This window comes from Pseudoalteromonas sp. SR45-6 (assembly GCF_014163545.1).
Lineage (GTDB): Bacteria > Pseudomonadota > Gammaproteobacteria > Enterobacterales > Alteromonadaceae > Pseudoalteromonas > Pseudoalteromonas rhizosphaerae.
Genome location: NZ_JACJDM010000005.1, coordinates 136466 through 155171 on the forward strand (window position 1 = coordinate 136466; position 18706 = coordinate 155171).

Genomic DNA, 18706 nt, shown 5'->3' on the forward strand with positions numbered 1-18706 from the left:
TTTGAGCTCTTATATGCGCAAAAATATTGAGTTTGCAAAAAGCGAGGCGGAGCAAAAGGATCCCTTTGTGATGTCGTATTTTATGAAAAAGATGATGAATTTGAATATATTTATGCAAATATCTTTTAATGTCCTAAATTTTGTGAGGCTAGATATGCACTATCTTAGGCAAAGATATTTATGCCTGTTGCTTTTTCGTTTTACCCAACACCCTTAAATTTAATGAGTTTAATATAGCAATAAATAAAGTTGTTTGTTAAAACACTTTGAGTGTAAGTATGTTATCGGCAGTACTATGAGTGAGTATAGTATGCTGATTGCTCCAGCCAAGAAATTCAACAAAGAGCCTGCACAAAGAAATGCACCTTGATACTATATGTCTAATGATAATGGGTATAGCAAGTAATATGTGAGGTTATAGCAATGAATCAATTAACTGAAAAAACGATAGCATGTCCTTATTGTGGTGAGAATATTGACGTGCTGCTCGATCCGGCAGATGTTGATCAACAATATATTGAGGACTGCCAAGTCTGTTGTAAGCCTATTAATTTTTTGGTTTTTGAAAATATAGATGAAGAGCTTTCAGTGACGGTTTTTAGTGATGACGAAGCTTATTGACTATCTTTATAGGCACTTACACTCAGCAAGGTTTGGGCAGTATGTTTAGCTGCAAAGCAATGCAGTAATATATAAAAGAGTATGACTAACCAACATAAAAAGCGCTGCAATTAATTGCAGCGCTATGGTTGTATTACTTAATGGTAATTAACGGTCTAAGTTCGTTACTTTAGTCCATGCCGCAACAAAGTCTTCTACAAACTTTTGCTTTGATGTATCAAAGGCATATACTTCTGCAACTGCACGCAGCTCTGAATTTGAACCAAAGATAAGGTCAACTGAAGTGGCTGTGTACTTTTGCTCACCTGATTGACGATCAAAGCCTTGATAAATCCCCGCATCTGATGACTTTTTCCAAACCGTAGACATATCCAATAAATTAACAAAGAAATCGTTATTTAGAGTGCCTGGCTTGTCAGTAAATACGCCGTAGTCAGTGCCTTTATAGTTTGCATCAAGCGAACGTAATCCGCCTACTAATACCGTCATTTCAGGCACTGTTAGATCAAGTTGATCTGCTTTATCTATTAGCATTTCAGTTGGCGATTTGTAGCTTTGTTCAGCATCAAAGTAGTTTCTAAAGCCATCGGCAGGCAGCTCTAATAAACTAAATGCATTAACGTCAGTTTGAGCTTGCGTAGCATCGCCACGGCCAGCATTAAACGGTACGTCTACTGTGTAGCCTGCATCTTTCGCTGCTTTTTCAATCGCTGCATTACCAGCTAACACAATCAGGTCGGCCAGTGACACTTGGCTTTTGCTAAAGAAACTATCATTAAAGTCGGTTTGAATCGCTTTTAAGGTTTTGATTACTTTTGCTGTTTCAGCTGGATTATTCACAGCCCAGTCTTTTTGTGGTGCAAGTGCAAGGCGTGCACCATTAGCACCACCGCGCATATCGGAATGACGGTAGCTTGCTGCAGATGCCCATGCAACACGTACTAGCTCTGATACGCTAAGACCTGAATCTAAAATACTGGCTTTAAGCTCTTTTACTGCGCCAGCATCAATGTTTGATTGAGTCTCTGCTGAAATAGGATCTTGCCAAATTAAGTCTCCTTTAGGAACTTCTTTACCTAAGAAGTTACGTGGTGGCCCCATATCTCGGTGAGTCAATTTGTACCATGCTTTAGCAAATGCCAGTTGATACTCTTTAGGGTCGTTTAAAAAGCGTTCAGCAATTTTGCGGTATTCAGGATCGAATTTAAGTGCTAAATCTGCAGTCGTCATGACTGGTGAATTAAACTTACCTTTCACATGAGCATCAGGTACGGTTTTGTGCATAGATTCGTCGGTTGGGATCCATTGGATCGCACCCGCTGGGCTGCGAGTTTGTTTCCACTCAAAGTTAAGTAGATTGCTAAGGTACAGTGATGACCAGCGAGTAGGAGCTTGTGTCCATGCGCCTTCTAAACCACTTGATACGGTATCTTCAGAGTGGCCTTTACCACATTTGTTTTTCCAGCCTAATCCTTGTTCTTCAATGCCTGCTGCTGCGGGCTCTGCACTCACACAATCTTTAGGTTTGTGCGCACCATGCATTTTACCAAAGGTGTGGCCACCTGCGATAAGTGCAAGAGTTTCCTCGTCGTTCATGGCCATGCGAGAAAACGCCACACGAATATTTTTAGCTGAACCGATTGGATCAGGAACCCCTTTAGGGCCTTCAGGATTTACGTAAATTAAACCCATGTGAGTTGCACCCAATGGGCGTTCTAATTTGCCGCTGGCATCTTCACGGTCGCTGGCAAGCATTTCTACTTCTGGACCCCAGTAAACCATGTCTGGTTCCCAGTCATCAGTTCGGCCGCCGGCAAAACCATAGGTTTCAAACCCCATGTTTTCTAGAGCAACGTTACCGGCTAATACGATTAAGTCTGACCATGAAAGTGCTTCTCCGTATTTTTGTTTAATAGGCCAAAGTAGGCGACGCGCTTTATCTAGGCTTACGTTGTCTGGCCAGCTGTTGAGAGGTTCAAAACGTTGTTGACCGCCACCAGCACCACCGCGGCCATCAAGCGTACGGTAAGTACCTGCGCTGTGCCATGTCATACGGATAAAAAATGGCCCATAGTTACCAAAATCCGCCGGCCACCAATCTTGAGATTGTGTTAGTAGGGCATCAATATCACTTTTTACTGTGTCTAAATCTAGGCTATTAAATGCCTTGGCATAATTAAAGTCGGCACCGTAAGGGTTTGAGCGTTCATCATGATCACGCAGAGGTGAAAGGTTAAGTTGATCTGGCCACCAAAACTGGTTTGTTCTGGTTGCGCCCATTTTAGCTTCACCCATGCCAACAGCACCTTGTGGCTTTGACATTTGTGGTTTTTCTTGGCTAACAGCGGTGCCAGATATAAGTGCCATACTTATAAATCCAACAAGCGCTTTTTTATTGAATGAACGGTTTTTCATTGTCAGCTTCCTTAAAGTTAACGAATTTCGTTATACAAAGCGTATTACTACTTTAAACAGAGATCTCAATCGTTTTAAAAATTATTGAGTTGTAAATTTGTTTGCTCAAGTGAGGCTTAATCAAGCCTGAATAACAAAGCAATGAAAAGAATATAGCAACGGGCTGAAATGTGTGTGCGAAATAAAGCGATTACTACAATCTATAAATATGATTGATTTTGTTTTAGTGATTAGATAAATGGATTGTTTTTACTTAAGGCGGAGGGAGTAATACAGATAAAAAAGCCCAGCCAAAGCTGGGCGACTACAAAAAATCTAGTGCACTTTAATTAATTTACTCGTTATAACACCTGAGGTCATTGACCCTGATACGTTTAATGCGGTGCGTGCCATGTCTATTAATGGCTCAATTGAGATCAGTAACGCGACTATCTCAACCGGTAATCCCATGGTCGGTAATACAACCAATGCAGCAAACGTTGCGCCACCACCTACTCCGGCAATACCAAAAGAGCTTATAACAACAATGCCAATTAACGGTAAAATAAATTCGAATGTCAGCGGATCAATTCCTACGCTGGGTGCTACCATCATTGCCAGCATGGCTGGGTAAATACCGGCACAGCCATTTTGGCCAATAGTGGCGCCAAAAGAAGCCGATAAGTTAGCTATAGCAGGCGGCACTTTTAGCTGGTTAATTTGTACATCCACATTCATAGGAATAGAGGCTGCTGAACTACGCGAGCTAAATGCAAAGGTCAGTACTGGCCAAATTTTTTCAAAGTAACTCTTAGGGTTCACACCAACTAGGCTAAGTAATAAACCATGAGCAATAAACATTAATAATATAGCGACATAGGAAGCCACAATAAACGCCAGTAAATTAACAATATCATTGCTACTTGAGTTTGCCACAACGCTTGCCATTAACCCTGCGACGCCATAAGGCGTTAGCGCTATCACCATTCTTACTAAGTTCATTACTATGGCTTGTAAGGCGTTAACACCGTTGCGAATTGGATCTGCTAGTTCGCTACGTTCAAGCATCACCTTGCGTGCGGCAATCCCTACAAGGACACCAAAAATAACGACGGCAATTATAGAGGTTGAGCGTTGGTTACTTAAATCAGCAAATGGATTTTCTGGAATAAAGCTCAATAGCATTTGTGGCACACTTAAATCAGCTACATTGGCTGCTTTACCCTCTAGCGTGCTCATTTTTGCTGCCTCACGGGTTCCCGAAACTAAGCCTTCAATACTTAAATTAAAGCCATAGGTTACGGCAATACCAATTAAGGCTGCAATTGCCGTAGTAAAGAGTAAAACAGCAATACTAATGAACGATATTTTGCCCAAAGAGCCTTGGTTTTCTAGTTTCACCACGGCGGCAATCATAAACACCAATACCAATGGCATGATGATCATTTTTAATAGCCCAACATAGCCTTTACCAACAACACTTACCCAACTTAAAACGTCATTAATAGACTCTGGGGAGTGGGAAAATAAAAATTGTAAGGCTAAACCAAAAGCACTACCAACAACTAAGCCAAATAAAACAGTGCGAGATAAGGTTTTACTTTTTTGCGAAAAAAGATAAATCGCAAACAGCAAACCGACAAATAATGCCAGCATTAATAAAACAGCAAGCGACATAGCATCCTCTTTAAAGCTGTGAATAAGCGCGGCACTTTAGCGTTTTGTATCGGGTAACGAAAATACACTTTTGATATGCTATAGAACAAATTGATATGTGCTAATAATGTTTGAGTATAAAAAATACTATTGTACACAAATATAACCGTTGAGCTTCTATTTAAAGGTGCTAATAATCAATGGTAAATTAAGCAATGATAAAAAACAGTATGAATGGACTTCTTTGGTTGTTATTTAGATCTTAATAGCGTGTTTATTCGTATCAAAAATTTGTATTCAAAAGAATTTTTCCTAATCGTTTATTAATTAATAGTGAGAACAGAGATGTTGCGATCAGTTGTTGGTTTAATGTTTTTTATTTTTTTAAGTGGGTGTTCGAGTCAATACCCAAATCAGAACTTAGTCGGTAAACAGTTTCCAACTATCAGTGGTGAAAGCTTGGAGCAACAGCAATTTACTATCCCTACAGACTTTAACAACGCACAGACATTACTGTTAATTGGGTATAAACAAGATAGTCAATTTGATATTGATCGCTGGCTTATTGGCTTGGATATGAGTGGCATAAACGTCACCGCTTATGAGTTACCCACAATTCAAGGCATGGTGCCGCGTATGTTTAGTACTTTTATTGATAGCGGTATGAGAAAAGGCATTCCTAAAGAACTGTGGGGCGGGGTGATCACTATTTATAAAGACGGTGATGCAGTACAAGCGTTCACTGGTAATGAAAATCCGAATAATAGCCGCATCGTATTAATTGATGGTAGCGGTAAGATTATTTACTTTTATGATCGGGGTTTTTCGGTTGCTGCATTAAATGAACTAAAAATGGTGATAGATAAAAAGCAGTAATACCCTGTAATGACCCAAACATGGGCTGCATGTTTGGGTCATTTATTTTTAACTTAAGCTGCCTCTTACTCCGTTATTTTTATCAATCATTTTTATAGCAAGGATAGTCACTGTAACCTTGCTCAGTCCCGCCATACATAGTGGCTGCATCGGCTTCATTTAATGGCCATTGATTTTTTATGCGCGCTGGTAAATCAGGGTTTGCAATAAAAGGGCGACCAAAAGCAAATAAATCACCGTAGCCTTTAGCTAACATCGCCACCGCTTTTTCAACAGTGTACTTACCAGCGTAAATAATACGCCCAGAAAATTCAGCTCTAGCTGCTTGATAAAATTGCTCTGGTAAATCAGGGGCATTGTCCCAATCAGCTTCTGCAATTGAAAGGTAGGCAATACCAGCTTGTTCAAGTGCTTTAATCGCTTCAATGTAGGTATGATGCGGGTTTGATTCTACTAACCCTAAATAAACACGGGTTTCATCAGTACTGCTAAATAAGGGCGCAAATCTAACCCCTAAGCGCTCCGGGCCTACTACGTCACTTACTGCCGCGACAATTTCTTTTAAAAAGCGCAGGCGATTAGTAAGAGAGCCGCCGTATTCATCATCTCGTTTATTGGTGTGCTCAGAAATAAACTGATTTACTAAATACCCATTAGCACAATGCAGCTCTACGCCATCAAACCCCGCTTCTAGCGCATTACGGGCAGCTTGTGCATACATGCCAACAAGCTCTTTTATTTCATCGGTTGTTAAAGCTTGTGGTTCACTTGGGTTGGCTAAAGCGCCTTGAGCCGGTCCTGTTTCAATAAAGACTTTAACGCTATCAGCTATTAGAGCTGAGGGGGCAATAGGTTTGGCTTCATTAGGCTGTAAGCTGGTATGTGAAACGCGGCCAACGTGCCAAAGTTGGGCAAAAATAATTCCACCTTCTGCATGTACTGCATCAGTTACTTTTTTCCAACCAGCTATTTGTTGATTAGAATGAATGCCCGGTGTCCAGGCATACCCTTGTCCTCTTGGTTCAATTTGAGTGCCTTCGGTAACCATAAAACCAGCACTAGCACGCTGTGCATAATATGTGGCCATCACCTCGTTGGGGATATTGCCAGGAACCGTGCTACGTGAGCGGGTAAGTGGCGGCATTACAATACGGTTTTTAAGCGTGTGTGGGCCTAAATTGATTGATGAAAATAGACTATCGATATTTTTACTTGGTTGACTCATTTTAATACCTTTTAAATTAATAATGCTGTTTAGCGCCAATTACAATGCTGGTGAGCATAGGGATTAAAAGGTACAATTTGAAACAATGCTTTTTTGTTTAAGATACAATTATGAATGGTATATCTCGGCTTGATATAAAACAATTACGAATATTGAGTGCATTACTTAAACTAAAAAATGTGTCGGATGTGGCGCGCAAAATGGGCTTAACCCAGCAGGCTATTAGTGAGCAGCTGCGAAAATTGCGTGACTTATTTGACGATCGGCTTTTTATTCGCCAAGGCAATACAATGGTTGCAACACCTAAAGCAATTGCACTAGAGAAGCCCATTAATCAAATATTAACTCAGGTAGAAGCGTTATTAATACCTAAACAATTTACCCCAAGTAGCTACAAGGGCGTATTTACAATAAGTGCGACTGATTACGCTATAGCAGCTCTTTTGCCACAATTATTAGAAATAACAAGACGCGAAGCGCCAGGATTAAAGCTGATTATTCGTGACTTTGCCTCTGATAATGTTAATCAATTAATAAGTGCAGGAGAGCTGGATTTATTAATTAGTTTTCCTGAATTTATCCCTGCAAACTTAATCTATGACACATTATTTGAAGAACAGCATATTTGTATAGCAGGGAAAGACACGGTGTTTTCTTCATCGACGTTGAGCCTTGCTGAAGTGGCGGCACACTCTCAATTAGTGGTTTCGGCGTCCCGTGCTAACTTACGAGGCTCTCACGACCAATGGTTTGCTGATAAGGGCTATGCGCGCAATATTGTTATGTCAGTGCCTGGCTTTTCATTTGTCCCCGATTTGCTTTGCAGTACTGACTTAATTGCTTTTTACCCATCGCGTTTACTGCCAAACGCCAAAGTGAAACAGCTTGAAGTTGAATTATTACCACCGCCATTTAAGGTGATTGCTGCATGGCATCCACGTTCAAATAACAGCGATATTCACCAGTGGTTAATAGCACAATTAAAACGGATTTAGTGATTATTTAATTAGTTGACGAATATCGTTCCCTGTTGGTGCCTCATGGGCACGTAACGAAAAGGCGGGTAATATCGCTAATATATGGTCAAATATATCTGACTGAATATTTTCATACTCACCCCAATTAGTTGTATTGGTAAATGCATAAATCTCAATGGGTAAGCCATTTTTAGTTGGCTCTAGCTGCCTTACCATCAGTGTCATTCCCTGATGAATATGTGGGTGATGTTTTAATAACGCGACTAAATAATGACGAAATGTGCCAACATTAGTGAGCCGACGACCATTTAACGTACAGCTCATATCTATTTTTTTCGTGGTATTTTGCTCGTTAATAGCCGGTAGGGTAATTTCGAGGTAGTGACTTAATAAATCTGCTTTTTTCAGCGCGGTGATCTCTTGCTCATCTAAAAAGCGCACACTGCTCATTTCTATATGGATACTCCGTTTTATGCGCCGCCCACCGGATTCTGACATACCGCGCCAGTTTTTAAATGAGTCAGAAATTAGCGCATAGGTTGGAATAGTGGTAATGGTTTTATCCCAATTTCTTACTTTAACTGTGGTCAAGGCTATATCAATCACATCGCCATCTGCGCCGTATTTGGGCATTTCTAACCAATCACCAACCGCAAGCATATTGTTTGCTGAAAGCTGAATACCGGCCACCAGCCCTAAAATAGCGTCTTTAAACACCAGTAGCAGTACAGCCGATAGCGCACCTAAACCACTGAGTAATATTAACGGGGATTTATTCATTAATAATGAAATCGCTAAAATACCGGTTAATACGCTGGCGATCAGTTTAATTGTTTGTAAAAAACCACGTAATGGAAAGTGAGCTGCAATGGGTTGCCTGTCAGATATTGCTTGAAAAATATTGAGCAAAGAGAACAGCGAGAGCAGTGCAAATAAAATGATCCACTGATCAGTAAACATCTCAATGATATGTAAAAAAGCCGTTCCTTCGGGAACCCAGAGCCTTGCTTGTATAACAACCACAGCACCTTGTAAAACAAAGGAAATATTACGTGTTAATTTAAGCGCTAAGTCGGCAGGCGTGTGGGTATCGGTTTGAACAACTTTATCACTAAAGCGGCCTTTAAGTAGTCGTTTTGAAACTGACCTTAAGATGAGGTGCAATATGAGCGCAAATAAGCCAACCCAGCACAGTACTAATATGTTGTACCATAAATGCGCACTCCCAGGAAAATAAAGACTAAACCATTGCAGTAAAAATTCTCGCAGCTGCGATCGTATTTCAGTCATTTATATTCCCAAGAGATTTATTTGCGTGAGTTTCATCTATTTAATGAAATCTAGTTAAGCAGATGGGGCGAGAAAAGTCTATTTAAGCCGCGCTTAAATAGACGTTTTAAAAATAATATTTATATTTTACTTTCAGCAAGTTGCAGAGTTAATTCCTCAAAAATACTCGGATCGTCAATGGTTGATGGAATTTGCAGTTCTTCACCATCAATAAGTTGACGTAAGTTTTTGCGTAAAATTTTACCCGAGCGTGTTTTTGGTAAGCGCTCTACACACATAATATTTTTAAGACACGCAATAGCGCCGATTTGATTACGCACGGTTTGCACCAATTGCTGCTCTACTTCTTTATGCGAGCCACGAAAATCATTTTTTAACACTACCATGGCCATGGGGTTTTGACCCTTGAGCGCATCATTAATACCAAATACGGCACACTCAGCAACTGCTGGGTGAGCGGCTACAATTTCTTCCATTTCACCAGTTGATAAACGATGCCCCGCGACATTAATTACATCATCGGTGCGGCCCATAATAAATAGGTAGCCATCATCATCAATATAACCGCCGTCGCCAGAAAGATAATAGCCTTCATATTCACTTAAATAACCGGCTTTAAAGCGTTCGGTATTTTGCCAAATAGTGGGTAAACATCCTGGTGGTAAAGGCAGTTTAATAACGACTGCACCTTGTTTATTGGGGGCGCATTGGTCACCATTCATATCTAAAATACGTACGTCAAACCCAGGAGTAGCAACCGTTGAACTGCCTGCTTTTGTAGGCAGGTGCTCAATGCCGACAGGGTTACAGGCTATCGCCCAGCCAGTTTCGGTTTGCCACCAATGATCAAGTACAGGTAGGCCTGTTTTTTCTTTGAGCCAATCGTAGGTGGGGGGATCTAAGCGCTCGCCTGCTAAAAACAAGCGTTTCAGACTTGAAGTATCGTATTGTTTAAACCCATCGGCATTGGGGTCTTCTTTTTTTATCGCTCTAAAGGCCGTTGGTGCGCTAAATAAAGCCGTTACTTTATACTGTTCAACCACACGCCAAAATGCACTGGCATCCGGGGTTCTTATTGGTTTACCTTCAAATAAAATAGTGGCGCAGCGGTACATAAGCGGGGCATACACTATGTACGAATGGCCTACAACCCAACCAATATCCGAAGCGGCCCAAAACACGTCACCGGGTTTCATTCCGTATACGGTTTCCATGCTGTAATGCATGGCCACGGCATGGCCGCCATTTTCACGAACAACCCCCTTGGGAGTACCCGTTGTGCCTGACGTGTATAAAATATAAAGCGGGTGATCGCCATTTACCGGAACGGGATCAACGCCAGTAGCTGTTTGCATTGCAACAGCCCAGTCAATATCACGCTCAGGCATAAGTGGTGCAGTTACTTGCTCTCGCTGATAAATAATACAATGTTCTACTTTATACGAGGCTGATTCGAGGGCGTTATCAAGTAACTCTTTGTATTCAATTACGGTATTCACTTCTACACCGCAAGAGGCACTGAGTACTAACTTAGGCTTGGCGTCATCAATTCTTACGGCAAGCTCATGTGCTGCAAACCCGCCAAAAACGACCGAATGAATAGCGCCGATGCGAGCGCAGGCTAACATACCAATTACGGCCTCGGGGATCATGGGCATATAAATAACCACGCGGTCGCCTTTTGTTACGCCTAAAGACTGCATTAACCCTGCGAATTTAGCGACTTCTTGTTGCAGTTCAAAGTAGCTGTAGCTGCGCGCGGTATTGGTTACGGGTGAGTCATAAATTAACGCTGTTTCATCGCCATGGCCGGCAATAACATGCTGATCTACCGCTAAAAAGCAGCTATTAAGTTGGCCGTCGGCATACCAGTGATATAAACCGTTTTCATCTTGTGTGTAAGCTGTTTCGGGAGCCTGGTACCAAGGGAGGCGTTTACTTTGCGATAACCAAAACGCTGCCGGGTTTTGTTTAAACTCGTTGTAATGTTGTTTGTATTCACCTGACATAAAGGCTCCTGAGCAAAATTTAATATAACTTTATTTAGGGTCTGTTGACCTTTGCAAATTAAAGCTTGAAAGATCAACAGATCTTAAAACTAAGCGCTTTTTATCAGGAGTGATATTCGACTATGGTCGGTTAAATAATGAACGGGTTGTGTGGTTTTTAGCTAACGCTATGGTTTATAACGAACTAACGACTAGTTTGATGGTTTAAATGAGGTAACATATAAAAATGATGAACTATTTAATGTGGTAATAATGAGTCAAGTTGTCAGAGTAGGCGTTGCAGTGATAGTAATGCATGATAATAAAATTTTACTCGGTGAGCGAATAGGCGCACATGGTGCAAATACCTGGGCAACCCCTGGGGGGCATTTAGAATTTGGTGAAACGGTTGAGCAATGTGCAGTGCGTGAAGTCGCTGAAGAGACAGGGCTTAATGTTACTAATATTCGTAAACTCGATTTTACCAACGATATTTTTAGCGCCGAGAACAAGCATTATATTACTTTATATTTGCAGGCAAAGTATGAAGGTGGCGAGCCTGTAAATAAAGAGCCTAACAAATGTTTACAGTGGCGTTGGTGCGATGTGAATGATTTGCCAACACCTTTGTTTTTATCGTTACGCCATTTTTTAAATGATGCTGATTTACTAAGTCAGTGAGTGCTTTTTTATATAGTCGCGTGGGTTGATGTTATACCAGCGTTTAAAAGCACGATTGAATGAGCTCTGATCGTTAAAACCCAACATAAATGCAATTGTGCTTAAAGGGTATTGATTAATATAAAGTGGTAAACGTCGTTTTCGTTCTGCTTCGAGTAGGGCTGCAAAGGTTTTATGCTCTTTTTTTAAACGACGTTGTAATGTTCTTTGGGTCATATTTAACACGCTTGCGGTGCGAATTAACGTACACTCTTGTAAATCATGTTTAGCCATTAAAATATGATTAATTTTTTCTGTTAATAATTGCTGACTTTTAAACTGGGATAGCCGTTGCTCTGACATTTGCTTAAGCACAGCGTTAATCTGGGAGTTATCGGTTTTAAAAGGCAGGGTTAAGTAACTACTTGGAAACTCTACTTGATTAAAGTTAGCGCCAGCTTTTACTGGGCAATTAAACCATCGCGCTAATTGTTGTAGCTCACTGTCTGAAAAACGTGCTGTAAAATAAACGCAACTAGGCGAAAGCTGAGGATTAAGTAGTTGGCGTATAACACTTACCCACGCGGTCATATTTCGTAATACGGCCTGTGGGCTGCACTGTGGGTCGGCTAACCAAGTTACCTTGCAAAGTGTTTGTTGCTGTTCAAACTCAGCACGCCCTATGTTGGCCACTAAACTGTCGTAGCTCAGTAATGCAGTAATGGCACTGGCTAGATTAGTACTCGATTCAATTAAATACCCAAGTACACCAAAATCAGCGGTACGTATTTGTTTTCCTAACTCAAACCCAAATAAGGAGTCGTTTAGCATTTGCTGTGCATAACTAAGCAGCGCATTATAGCTTTTTAAGCTAATACGTGGTGCTAATTGTTGTGTTTGCTTATTTGTATACTCGTCAAACTCAATGGCAGTTAGTATCTCTTGGCTATCTAATCCTTTGCTTTGAAGATAATCCAAACAGCTAGAAAAGTAATGATCGGCTAAGGTTTTCATTTGTCGCCTAAAGCTAAAAAATAGTCATCTAATCGCAAGTTTGCCATGCAATATTTTTATATGCTAGAGATCTATAAAAATAATATGGGGCACACAATGATTGAGGTAAACGTTAAACATAGTGTGGCAGCAACGCCTGAACAATTACGCACCTTATTATTAGCGCATGCTGATTTGGGGCGCTTTTTTAATGCGCAGTTTAAAGTGTTAACACCGCAAGACTCGGGTGAAATAAGTGGCGGAAAAGGCACTATTAGACAAATAAAAATGCAAGGTACAACATTTAAAGAGCAAATAATAACGGCCGATAATAGCCACATTAGTTACCGTATTTTAGGGGATAAACCCGTTGCACAGCACCGTGGTGATATTTACTTAAAAGCCAATAATGCTCAGCCATCACTCACCGAGATCAGCTACCATATTCGTTGCATTGCGCCTTTGTGGTTACCCAATTTTATACTGGCTTTTTTTATAAAAAAAGATGTTAGCCAAGCACTTAAAAAAATAGCCCGCTATTTTAAGGAGCAAACGCCATGAGCATTGAAATTATTTTATTGGCACTGAGCCCTATTTTTTTGCTGTTTGTAGGGGTTGAGTTTATAAAATTTAGACGTTACTACGATATAAAAGACAGCTTAGCCAACGCGTTACTTGCTTTATTACATCAAGGAGCTGATGCCATTGCGTTATTATTATTAATGCCGTTTTTTTATTGGTTGTATCAGTTTCGGCTATTTGATATTGAATTGACGCTATTTACTGTATTAGGCGCTTTTTTACTGCAAGACTTTTTATACTATTGGTTTCATCGTGCATCACACCATATTCATTGGTTATGGGCCGCTCATGTAGTGCATCATAGTTCTACTAAAATGAACTTTACCACGGCATTTAGGCAAAGTTTAATGTATCCGCTGGCGGGAATGTGGCTATTTTGGTTGCCGATGATATTAATAGGCTTTGAGCCTGTAATTGTTTTTGCGGTGGTGGCACTTAATTTGGCTTATCAATTTTTTGTACACACGCAAGTGGTAAAAAAGCTCGGTTGGTTTGAAGCATTATTTAATACCCCATCGCATCATCGGGTGCACCACGCTATAAATAATGGCTACTTAGATAAAAACTTCGCTGGCGTTTTAATTATTTGGGATAAATTATTTGGCACTTATGTAGAAGAGGATGAAAACAAGCCCTGTAAATACGGCATTATTGGCCAACTAAACAGTAATAACCCAATCAAAATCACCTTTCATCAGTGGCAGTATTTATTTAAAAGTACCTACCAAGCTAAAGGGTTAAAAGCCAAGTTAAACGTGCTGTTTGGTTACCCAACAAGCTCCGTAAAACCCAGTGATTAAAAGTAATATTGAATGGCTAGTTTAGCCGACGTACTGCTTGTATACCATCGCTGGTTTTTTAGCTCTGTGCGTATAGATAAATTTCGTGACAAAGCGTAATTCCATTTTAATGTTAGATCAGCGTGATTATCTACGTCTGCATCGACAAGCCACATTATATTTGTTGTAAGGGCAAGCTTATGACTATTATTGATTTGCCAAATAACACCAGCTTCTGTGCCAAACCCCGTTGTTAACTTATCCGTTATATCGCCATTGTTAAACTCAACTTGTGCTAATAAATAGCCATGAAGGGTGTTTGGGTTGCCGATTGATTTTCCATAGCCACCTTTAGTAAACCAGCGGCCTTGTTGAAAGTCATTATTTGGCTGTCGATCAAAGCCCATTTTAAGGTTCCATGACCAGCTATCAAAAATCCGGTTATCGGGTGCAAGTGACATTGCATCTAATAGATAAAAATGTTCTAGCTGAGTGTTACCGTTATCTTTTATAGCGCCTTCAATATCAAAAAAGCTAATTTGAGCACCAGGAATAAACCCAGCAGAGGTGTCTAGTAAGTCATGGTATGCGAGGCGATATGCAAAACTTGTTAAATCACTTTGTTGATTATAATGGGTTCTTGCTAGCGTTATTTTAGAAGAACCATGACCTTGCTCTGGAGAGGCTGCAGGTCGATTTGGTTTGGTAAATGGCGAAGCTATTTTATATTTGCTACGCATGAGGAGTAACTTAGCAAGTCGTGGGGCAATTTCTTCACGGTTTAAATTTTTATCGTAAAACTCAAAATTTAACCACTCATAGGCCATTTCTAATATAGCGACCAATTGTGATTCGGAGTAGTTTCGGGTATTGAGTGATCCACCTTGCATAAGCGCTCTTGCGTCATTAAGTTGCTCGTCAGTCATTTGAGTAGAATAATGATACAGTTTAGTACCAAACGCAGGACGATAATTAGGTGTTTGTAACAAGTTATTATTTCTAAGTACCGCAACGGTATCAGATGGAATGGCTTGTAAGTCAAATGAGGATGTTAAATTGAGATCGTTTTTTGCCAGTTGTAATAATGCGAGCAGCTGATAAGAGCAGTTTTCATCTATAAAAAAGTAATCAAAAGTGGCTAATTGTAGCTCCCATAGATGTAATAAAATAAGCTTAACTTGCTCCTCGGATAAATTAAGTTTGTATTCCCAAATATCACGAGATTCTAAATCATTATACTCGCGTACTTTTTTATAATACGGCATCAGTGAAAATTTGCCCGGATAGCTACCAATTAAGCCTTTTAATGCATACATTGCAGCATTATCAGAACCATCTGGCTCTGCTGCAAAATTAACGGCAAATGCGAGTAATTCTTTATGCCGAGTTTGATCCTTTGCATCAATACGTAACAAGGTATGGCCAAACATTGATGATGGACTATTCATAAATGCAGTTGGAAAGACTAAAGTAACGCCCTTAGGGTTTATAATTTTTTGCCAAGTTTGTAGATCTGGGCAATTAAGTTCTGGCCAGTTATTTTTTATTTTTGTTTTAAGCCACGTGTAACGTGCAGGAAATTGGCACCGAGTTTGTTGTGTTTGTTGAGGGAGGCTATTATCGCCATTAAATGCGTTAATTGTGGTGTTGAGCTCATCCCTTGGGCTTACCTTTCCTTTAGGGGATAAAAAAAACTTAACACTGTCTACTTCACTTTTCCAACCACCTAGCGTCGTCGGACGATAGTGACCCAGTTTAAGCCAGTATGGATCTGTTGCTAATGTATTAATTTCAATACTTTTAGCGTTTGAGTAAGCACTGAACAGTGCAATTAGTAAAACAAATAATATTTTTTTCATAATCACTAATAAAAGCCGCTAGAGATAAACCCCAGCGGCTTTATTTATACGTATAAAAACCGGCTAATTTAGCTGATTAAGAAAGAGTATAAGAAGCAAGTTTTGCATCACTTGCAATTACAGTGTTTAGGTTTTCTAAAACTGTTTGTGAAGTCACATTTTCAGAAGTGAATACTGAAGAATACTGTGCTTGAGCTAGCTCATTAAACGCTGCTTTATCTTGATCTGCAACGCCCCAAGCTTCAGCTAGAGTAGCTAAAGTTTCGCCTTCACCTTTTGACATATCACGAGCAAGTTGCTCCATGTTACCGTCGATGAATAAAGCAATTTTTTCTGAAGAGGTTACTGTACCAGTACCATCACAACCTAGAGTACCAAAAGAGATACCAAAAGTTTGGTTACCTGATGTACCGTTAGTTGTAGCGCCTAAAATTTTCACGCCTTTACCTTGCTGACCAGCAAATAACATTGAACCAAGACCACAACCAATATCTTGGTCAGCCATTGCATTTGAGAAAGGAAGTAAAGATAGAGCTGCTACTGCGATTAGTTTTTTCATGTTCATAAATCCGTATATGATTATTCTTTATTTAGGGCAAATAAAGTTCGCGGAGGATATTAACAGATATACGTAAAAAATAACAAGGCTAGATATGAAATTATTATAGCGTAGGCGGTTTAGGGTCATTAATAGTTTTATATTTATATTTATATTAGTTATTAAACGACAAAGAGCGAACGGATTACTCTTTATTAGAATACTTTTATTTAGCAGTTGTGAGCGCAGCGCCAGTTGCAGAAATAATAGCAATTTTCCAGTAGTTGCTAATTAAAACGGTGAAACACATACTGGCAAAACTACGTGTATAAATAGATGCATAAGAATGTTTTTTATAATCTGCAGGATATGGAATGAACCAATGAGGCCAGTTAAAGCCGCAGACACAACAATAGATAATGCCAATGTTGTACGCGTTTACAAAAGCGATGAACTTCAAGGAGATGGATTTAGGCATAGCACACACATCATAAAGTATTAGTTTTAGATTTGGTGGTATGCAATTAATTACTAAAAGTAATGCTGTTAATGTTATATAAATTGCAGTTTATGTATAATGCAGCATATTTCATATGTTAAAAGTTATTAATAAAGGTAATTTATGTCCAACTGTTTGCACCTAGCAATTCCTGCCGGTGATCTCGAAAAAGCGAAAACATTTTATTGTGACGTACTTGGCTGTAAAACGGGCAATAGTGAAGCAGGGCGATGGGTAGACATTGATTTTTGGGGTAACGAGTTAACGCTTCATCAAAGTGTTGAGCGCTTACCAACTGTTCGTCATGATGTTGATATGGGCGCGGTGGCAGTTCCTCACTTTGGCATTCACTTATCAGAAGATCAATTTCAAGCATTAAAAAAGCGTATTGCAGATGCAGGTCTTGAATATTTAGATAAGCCATACCGTCGTTTTGTTGGCAATGAATTTGAACAAGAAACGTTTTTTATTGAAGATCCAAACGGTAATGTATTAGAAATGAAAACAATGGTTTATCCACAGGTGTTATTTAAAAAAGATTAATATAGCTGAGTTAGCCATGTTTGCTAGCTCATACTTATCAAACTCACCTAGCATTAGCTAATAATTTTGCACTGCATGATTTGTTTTTAAGGGAGCTTTTAATGCGCCATCTTGTTGCCACGAAAAGCTCTTAAGTGCAGGGCGAGTAAAAGTGAATACACCACTTTGACTTAGTGTACATACTAATTCAAATTGGTTAACCCCTTTTACTAGTCTTATGTCGATGCAACACCTTGTAATAAAGGGGTTGATACATTGTTTACAATAGCTGTTAAATAACAGTTATCTTCAGCGAAAGCTGCGCCGCTCAATAGCAGAGTAATAAAAGCCAATGGGCAAGCTTACAGTAAAACCCTTGATTGGTCTGTTCGGCCAAAGAGTGTAAGTAAGCATTTAACACATGCCTATAATGGGGATGAGCTTACAACCGATTTAACTTGGCCTACGCAAAACATAGCGTGGATTGCTATGCCCAGTTTTGCAAATAACGATAAGCAAACTCATGATTACAATAACCTGTATAAAAAAGTGACTGATCAACGTTCTAAGTTACTCAGTGCAAAAACGGTGGTTTTAGATCTTCGTCACAACCAAGGTGGCTCGTCGTATTGGAGCTTAAAGCTTGCAAAAGCGTTGTGGGGTGAGCAAGTTGTTGAACAAAAAATGGATAACTACTCAAAAAATAGCCGAGTTTGGTGGAGAGCGTCAAAAGATAATACTAACCATGTTAAATCATTAATTGAAGTGGTGAAAGATCAACCTGAAGTCCATAAAGAGATTAAAGAAATAGCTGCAGGTATGGCAAAGTCACTTGAAAACAATAAGCCATTTTATATAGAAGCAAAGCAAAGCAAATCAAATCAAAGCGAAAATACATCGCTAGTGAGTGACTTTAAAACACAGGTTTTTGTTATTGTGCCACCACAGTGTGCAAGTGCCTGTCTTGGCGCCATTGATGTATTTAAACAGTTTTCAAACACTCAGTTATTTGGCGCGCCAAGCAGTGCTGATTCATTGTATATGGATGTTCGATTAGCCGAGTTACCCTCAGGGTTAGGTAAAGTTATTATCCCTAATAAAGTGTATGTTGATAGAGCAAGAGCAAAGGGCGATTACTATAAGCCCGATATTGCCTATAACGCTATTGATTGGACAACCGATAAGCTATTAGAAAAAATTAAACAGCTATAAAAAAAGCCGCTCAGTGAGCGGCTGGACTGTTTAAT

Annotated in this window: 15 protein-coding genes and 2 pseudogenes; 8 read left to right on the forward strand and 9 right to left on the reverse strand. The window is 39.8% G+C overall.

Annotated features, from left to right (window positions below; genetic code table 11):
• The first annotated feature begins 423 nt into the window (after window positions 1-423).
• A complete protein-coding gene (locus tag H5158_RS04270) occupies window positions 424-621 on the forward strand; it encodes a CPXCG motif-containing cysteine-rich protein (RefSeq protein WP_145234329.1) in 198 nt (65 codons plus the stop codon).
• 147 nt (window positions 622-768) lie between these two features.
• Here H5158_RS04270 and katG read toward each other — a convergent pair whose 3' ends face one another.
• Window positions 769-3036: a catalase/peroxidase HPI gene (gene katG / locus H5158_RS04275; protein ID WP_182739520.1), complete on the reverse strand. Its 2268-nt coding sequence runs from the start codon at window positions 3034-3036 to the stop codon at window positions 769-771.
• Between the two features lie 315 nt (window positions 3037-3351).
• Window positions 3352-4692 carry an L-cystine transporter gene (locus H5158_RS04280; protein WP_149979997.1) on the reverse strand — a complete coding sequence of 447 codons (1341 nt, stop codon included), beginning with the start codon at window positions 4690-4692 and terminating at the stop codon, window positions 3352-3354.
• A 324-nt stretch (window positions 4693-5016) separates the two neighbouring features.
• Between H5158_RS04280 and H5158_RS04285 the strand changes: the two genes are divergently transcribed.
• Entirely contained in the window at window positions 5017-5547 is a 531-nt protein-coding gene (locus tag H5158_RS04285; protein ID WP_145234322.1) for a hypothetical protein, read from the forward strand.
• An 82-nt stretch (window positions 5548-5629) separates the two neighbouring features.
• On the opposite strand, the gene H5158_RS04290 is transcribed toward H5158_RS04285, so the two are convergent.
• Window positions 5630-6772 (reverse strand): alkene reductase, encoded by a 1143-nt coding sequence (locus H5158_RS04290; RefSeq protein WP_182739521.1) that lies wholly within the window; start codon window positions 6770-6772, stop codon window positions 5630-5632.
• 110 nt (window positions 6773-6882) lie between these two features.
• On the opposite strand from H5158_RS04290, the gene H5158_RS04295 reads away from it, so the two are divergent.
• Window positions 6883-7767 (forward strand): LysR family transcriptional regulator, encoded by an 885-nt coding sequence (locus H5158_RS04295; protein ID WP_182730754.1) that lies wholly within the window; start codon window positions 6883-6885, stop codon window positions 7765-7767.
• Between the two features lie 3 nt (window positions 7768-7770).
• On the opposite strand, the gene H5158_RS04300 is transcribed toward H5158_RS04295, so the two are convergent.
• Together H5158_RS04300 and H5158_RS04305 are read right to left on the reverse strand one after the other, a co-directional pair.
• Complete coding sequence (locus tag H5158_RS04300) at window positions 7771-9039, reverse strand: mechanosensitive ion channel family protein (protein WP_182739522.1); 1269 nt, start codon at window positions 9037-9039, stop codon at window positions 7771-7773.
• A 119-nt stretch (window positions 9040-9158) separates the two neighbouring features.
• The gene (locus tag H5158_RS04305) at window positions 9159-11048 is read right to left on the reverse strand and encodes an AMP-binding protein (RefSeq protein WP_182739523.1); all 1890 of its coding nucleotides are present in this window, start codon (window positions 11046-11048) and stop codon (window positions 9159-9161) included.
• A 252-nt stretch (window positions 11049-11300) separates the two neighbouring features.
• Between H5158_RS04305 and H5158_RS04310 the strand changes: the two genes are divergently transcribed.
• Window positions 11301-11708, forward strand: coding sequence for an NUDIX hydrolase (locus H5158_RS04310; protein WP_182739524.1), 408 nt, complete (start codon window positions 11301-11303; stop codon window positions 11706-11708).
• On the opposite strand, the gene H5158_RS04315 is transcribed toward H5158_RS04310, so the two are convergent.
• Entirely contained in the window at window positions 11697-12701 is a 1005-nt protein-coding gene (locus tag H5158_RS04315) for an AraC family transcriptional regulator (RefSeq protein ID WP_182739525.1), read from the reverse strand. The two genes, H5158_RS04310 and H5158_RS04315, sit on opposite strands and share 12 nt — an antisense overlap.
• A gap of 96 nt (window positions 12702-12797) precedes the next feature.
• Between H5158_RS04315 and H5158_RS04320 the strand changes: the two genes are divergently transcribed.
• Window positions 12798-13241, forward strand: coding sequence for an SRPBCC family protein (locus tag H5158_RS04320; protein WP_182739526.1), 444 nt, complete (start codon window positions 12798-12800; stop codon window positions 13239-13241).
• On the forward strand, window positions 13238-14062 hold the full coding sequence (locus H5158_RS04325; RefSeq protein WP_182717559.1) for a sterol desaturase family protein: 825 nt from the start codon (window positions 13238-13240) through the stop codon (window positions 14060-14062). Before H5158_RS04320 ends, H5158_RS04325 begins: the two co-directional genes overlap by 4 nt.
• Here the strand turns inward: H5158_RS04325 and H5158_RS04330 are convergent.
• The 3 genes and pseudogenes from H5158_RS04330 to H5158_RS23735 form a co-directional block, all read right to left on the reverse strand.
• Window positions 14059-15900 (reverse strand): DUF4105 domain-containing protein, encoded by a 1842-nt coding sequence (locus H5158_RS04330; RefSeq protein WP_182739527.1) that lies wholly within the window; start codon window positions 15898-15900, stop codon window positions 14059-14061. The two genes, H5158_RS04325 and H5158_RS04330, sit on opposite strands and share 4 nt — an antisense overlap.
• A gap of 76 nt (window positions 15901-15976) precedes the next feature.
• Complete coding sequence (locus H5158_RS04335; RefSeq protein ID WP_182739528.1) at window positions 15977-16459, reverse strand: DUF3015 domain-containing protein; 483 nt, start codon at window positions 16457-16459, stop codon at window positions 15977-15979.
• A 214-nt stretch (window positions 16460-16673) separates the two neighbouring features.
• A pseudogene (locus H5158_RS23735) lies at window positions 16674-16864 on the reverse strand (hypothetical protein); the annotation flags it as partial.
• Between the two features lie 196 nt (window positions 16865-17060).
• Here H5158_RS23735 and H5158_RS04340 point away from each other — a divergent pair.
• Complete coding sequence (locus H5158_RS04340; RefSeq protein WP_182739529.1) at window positions 17061-17480, forward strand: VOC family protein; 420 nt, start codon at window positions 17061-17063, stop codon at window positions 17478-17480.
• 321 nt (window positions 17481-17801) lie between these two features.
• Window positions 17802-18671, forward strand: a pseudogene (locus H5158_RS04345) (S41 family peptidase); the annotation flags it as partial.
• Window positions 18672-18706 lie beyond the last annotated feature (35 nt).

What these genes read in the sequence shown, in the direction of transcription:
- H5158_RS04270 (WP_145234329.1), top strand. Translation starts at nt 424, where the DNA reads ATGAATCAATTAACTGAAAAAACGATAGCATGTCCTTATTGTGGTGAG.
- katG (WP_182739520.1), bottom strand. Translation starts at nt 3,036, where the DNA reads ATGAAAAACCGTTCATTCAATAAAAAAGCGCTTGTTGGATTTATAAGT.
- H5158_RS04280 (WP_149979997.1), bottom strand. Translation starts at nt 4,692, where the DNA reads ATGTCGCTTGCTGTTTTATTAATGCTGGCATTATTTGTCGGTTTGCTG.
- H5158_RS04285 (WP_145234322.1), top strand. Translation starts at nt 5,017, where the DNA reads ATGTTGCGATCAGTTGTTGGTTTAATGTTTTTTATTTTTTTAAGTGGG.
- H5158_RS04290 (WP_182739521.1), bottom strand. Translation starts at nt 6,772, where the DNA reads ATGAGTCAACCAAGTAAAAATATCGATAGTCTATTTTCATCAATCAAT.
- H5158_RS04295 (WP_182730754.1), top strand. Translation starts at nt 6,883, where the DNA reads ATGAATGGTATATCTCGGCTTGATATAAAACAATTACGAATATTGAGT.
- H5158_RS04300 (WP_182739522.1), bottom strand. Translation starts at nt 9,039, where the DNA reads ATGACTGAAATACGATCGCAGCTGCGAGAATTTTTACTGCAATGGTTT.
- H5158_RS04305 (WP_182739523.1), bottom strand. Translation starts at nt 11,048, where the DNA reads ATGTCAGGTGAATACAAACAACATTACAACGAGTTTAAACAAAACCCG.
- H5158_RS04310 (WP_182739524.1), top strand. Translation starts at nt 11,301, where the DNA reads ATGAGTCAAGTTGTCAGAGTAGGCGTTGCAGTGATAGTAATGCATGAT.
- H5158_RS04315 (WP_182739525.1), bottom strand. Translation starts at nt 12,701, where the DNA reads ATGAAAACCTTAGCCGATCATTACTTTTCTAGCTGTTTGGATTATCTT.
- H5158_RS04320 (WP_182739526.1), top strand. Translation starts at nt 12,798, where the DNA reads ATGATTGAGGTAAACGTTAAACATAGTGTGGCAGCAACGCCTGAACAA.
- H5158_RS04325 (WP_182717559.1), top strand. Translation starts at nt 13,238, where the DNA reads ATGAGCATTGAAATTATTTTATTGGCACTGAGCCCTATTTTTTTGCTG.
- H5158_RS04330 (WP_182739527.1), bottom strand. Translation starts at nt 15,900, where the DNA reads ATGAAAAAAATATTATTTGTTTTACTAATTGCACTGTTCAGTGCTTAC.
- H5158_RS04335 (WP_182739528.1), bottom strand. Translation starts at nt 16,459, where the DNA reads ATGAAAAAACTAATCGCAGTAGCAGCTCTATCTTTACTTCCTTTCTCA.
- H5158_RS04340 (WP_182739529.1), top strand. Translation starts at nt 17,061, where the DNA reads ATGTCCAACTGTTTGCACCTAGCAATTCCTGCCGGTGATCTCGAAAAA.